The sequence below is a fragment of the Candidatus Eisenbacteria bacterium genome (assembly GCA_035712145.1).
Classification (GTDB): Bacteria; Eisenbacteria; RBG-16-71-46; order RBG-16-71-46; family RBG-16-71-46; genus DASTBI01.
On record DASTBI010000248.1, the window covers coordinates 1 to 3,001 of the forward strand.

Here is a 3,001-nt window from a genome sequence, read left to right on the forward strand (position 1 = left end):
GGCGATGCGCGATTCACAGCAGCCTGTACAGGTAGAGCGACGGGATCGCTGGACCGAAGCCGGCCTTCCTGTAGGCGCGTCGTGCAGGGGCGTGGCTCGGATCGCCCTCTCGATCCGCCAGCGTCGCCTGCTGTCACCTTCACCATGTCGGAATGGGCAGTCCGAGGATGTGCAGGATGGTGGATTCGACCTCGCGAAGGTCTTCCTCAAGGAGTGTGCGAGCATCTTGCTCTGAAAGACTGTAGGTCTCGTCATAGCGAGCCTTGTACCCTCCCTAGTGGCTCGTCAGTCGTGAAACGCGGGGTAGAGATGGTCGAGTTTGATGCGGGCGTCGTCGGTGGTGAAGCGCCAGTCGATGGTGCGGATGGCGGCGTTGCGCTCGGTCACCCAGGCCGCGACCTCCTGTTCGAGGGTGTCGCGGTCCGGCAGGCGGCGGTCGAGGCATTGGCCAGCCAGGATACCCAGTTCGATCTCGGCCATGTTCAGCCAACTGCCGTGCTTCGGGGTGTAGTGCAGCTCGAGCTTGTCGGCGAGGCGTTTGGCTTCGGCCGGCGGGAACGCCTCGTACAAGGAGGCCGGGGTGTGGGTGTTGAGGTTGTCCTGGACCAGGACGATCTTCTCGGCGTCAGGATAGTGGACATCGACCAGCTCCTTGATGCACTGGGCCCAGTCGATGCGGGTGCGGCGGTCGCTGACCATGACTTCGCGCCAGCCTCGGAGCGGCTCGCAGACCATGAAGAGATTGACGACGCCCCGCCGCTCGTACTCGTAGTCTTCCTTGGCGACGACACCGGGGGCCATCGGCTGCGGCGGCGTGACATCGGCGAGCAGTTGGCGGCTGGTCTCATCCAGGCAGACCTGGGGACGCTTGGGATCGTACGGCCGGGTGTAGACGTCGAGCACGTCCTCCATCCGGTAGACGAACTCGGGATTCGCCTCGGGCGGGATGCACCAGCGCTCGATCAGCCAGGGTTTGAGAACGTTTGCTTTAAGGTCTGCCGGACCGTCTCGTACGAGACGGTCTCGACGACCTCCATCTCCACCAGGGTGTTCGCCAGCAGCCGCAACGTCCAGCGCTTCTGCCCGCTCGGCGGCTCACTACAGGCGACCGCCACCAGACGTGCCTCCTGCTCGCCGTCCAGCCTTCGCCGATACACCCGATCCGGGGCCTTGCGGTACAGCGCCGCCTCCAGGCCCTCGGTCACATACAGCTTCCGGACGCGGGCTACCGTGGTGGGATCGACTTCCAGCGCGGTACTGATCGCGCCATCCGTCCATTCCGGGCCGGCCTCGCCTCGGTTCGCCTTCAGGAGGATCCGGGCGTGCGTCTGCGCCCGGGCTGGCGCCGCGCCCCGCCCAATCATCGTCAGGAGCGACGCCCGCTCCTCTTCTGGCAGCCGAACAACGTACTGTTTTCGCATCGCGGGCCTCCCTCCTCGGCGCGTCACGCACGCCAGGAGGATACCCCCAAGAGGCCCATTACGTAAATCAGCACTGACGAGCCACTAGGGGCAATACCAGTAAGTTAGCGTGATACACGGTAGCCTTTTTCGGTCAAGTTGATCGGGAGGGCTGCCGATGACGCTGCGTGGGTGGTCGTGGGAAGCGGCGATCGGGCCGGCTGGGCTGGGGGATCGGCCGCTGCTGGAGGCGCTGGAGGCGGCGATCCCCGACGAGGCGGTCGAGGCGGCGATCGAAGTGACGGGGACCCGTGAGCGTCGGCGTCGGCGTCTGCCAACGCACCTGGTGGTGACGCTGGTGGTGGCGATGGGGCTGTGGGCGTCGGAGTCGATGCGCCACGTCCTGGCCGAAGTCGTCGCCGGCTGGCGGGAGGGAAGTGAGCACGAGCCGGCCGGCTGGCACCTGCCAAGCACCGCCGCGATCGTGCAAGCCCGGCAGCGGGCCGGAGCGCGGCTGCTGCGGGAGTTGTTCCAGGCGGTGGCCCGGCCGATCGCCACCCTCCGGACCCCGGCGGCGTTCCTGGGTGGGTTGCGCTTGATGGCGATCGACGGCACCACGATCGACGTGACCGACACCCCGGAGAACGACCAAGCTTTCGGACGCCCGTCGACCGGCCGTGGGGCCGGCGCGTTCCCCCAGATCCGGGTGCTGGCCCTGATCGAAACCGGCACCCACGTCATCTGTGACGCGGTGATCCGACCGTTCCACACCGGCGAGGTGCCAACCGCCCTGCGGCTGCTGCGCTCGGTCGGACCCGGCATGCTGCTGTTGTGGGATCGGGGCTTCCACTCGTATGAGATGGTCCGAGCCACGCGCGCACAGCAGGCGCAGTTCCTGGGGCGAACCAAGAAGAACATCGTGCTCCGCCCGACCGAGATCCTCACCGACGGCTCGTTCCTGGCCCAGATCTATCCCTCGCCCGAGGCGCGCCGTCGTAACGAGCAGGGGATCGAACTGCGGGTGATCGAATACGCCCTCGACACGCCGGCTGGACCCGGTCAGGAGCAGTATCGGTTGATCACGTCGCTGCTGGATGCGCGGGCCTTCCCCGCCGAGCAGTTGGCCGCGACCTACCATGAGCGGTGGGAAATCGAGACCGCGCTGGATGAGGTCAAGGTCCATCAGTGGGCGCATCCCCGTCCGCTCCGCAGTAAGCATCCCCGCGAGGTCGTTCAAGAAGTCTACGGGCTGCTGCTCGCTCATCTCGCCCTTCGCACCGTGATGTATCAGGCCGCGTTGCGCGACGGCATCGACCCCGACCGCCTCAGCTTTACCGGCGCCCTGCGCGTCCTGCGCCGCGCGATCCCACGTGCCCAGCGCACGCCGCCGGAGCGCCTCCCCCTTTTTGCGCCGGCTTGCTGACCGAACTCGCCGCCGAGCGTCTCCCGCCCCGTCGGCCCCGTCACAACCCCCGCGCCGTCAAGCGCAAAATGAGCAACTTTCGCCTCAAGCGCCCCCCGCAGCCTCACTCACCCGCAACTCAGCCTTCCGTCACCGACACTTCGATCCGTATCCTCTGGCCCTAAACTTACTGGTATTG

Annotated in this window: 2 protein-coding genes; one reads left to right on the top strand and one right to left on the bottom strand. The window is 66.8% G+C overall.

The window, feature by feature from the left end; translation table 11 throughout:
- Positions 1-285: 285 nt before the first annotated feature.
- Positions 286-1,421, bottom strand: a protein-coding gene (locus VFQ05_17320) for an IS630 family transposase (GenBank protein ID HET9328530.1) whose coding sequence is annotated in 2 segments (ribosomal slippage) — positions 286-986 and positions 986-1,421 — 1,137 coding nt in all. Because the reading frame shifts where the segments join, the coding sequence is not laid out codon by codon here.
- Between the two features lie 157 nt (positions 1,422-1,578).
- Between VFQ05_17320 and VFQ05_17325 the strand changes: the two genes are divergently transcribed.
- Positions 1,579-2,823, top strand: coding sequence for an IS4 family transposase (locus VFQ05_17325; GenBank protein ID HET9328531.1), 1,245 nt, complete (start codon positions 1,579-1,581; stop codon positions 2,821-2,823).
- The last annotated feature ends 178 nt before the right edge of the window (positions 2,824-3,001 follow it).

Bases quoted from the DNA above. Each gene is read 5' to 3' on its own strand.
- VFQ05_17325 (HET9328531.1), top strand. From the start codon at position 1,579: ATGACGCTGCGTGGGTGGTCGTGGGAAGCGGCGATCGGGCCGGCTGGG.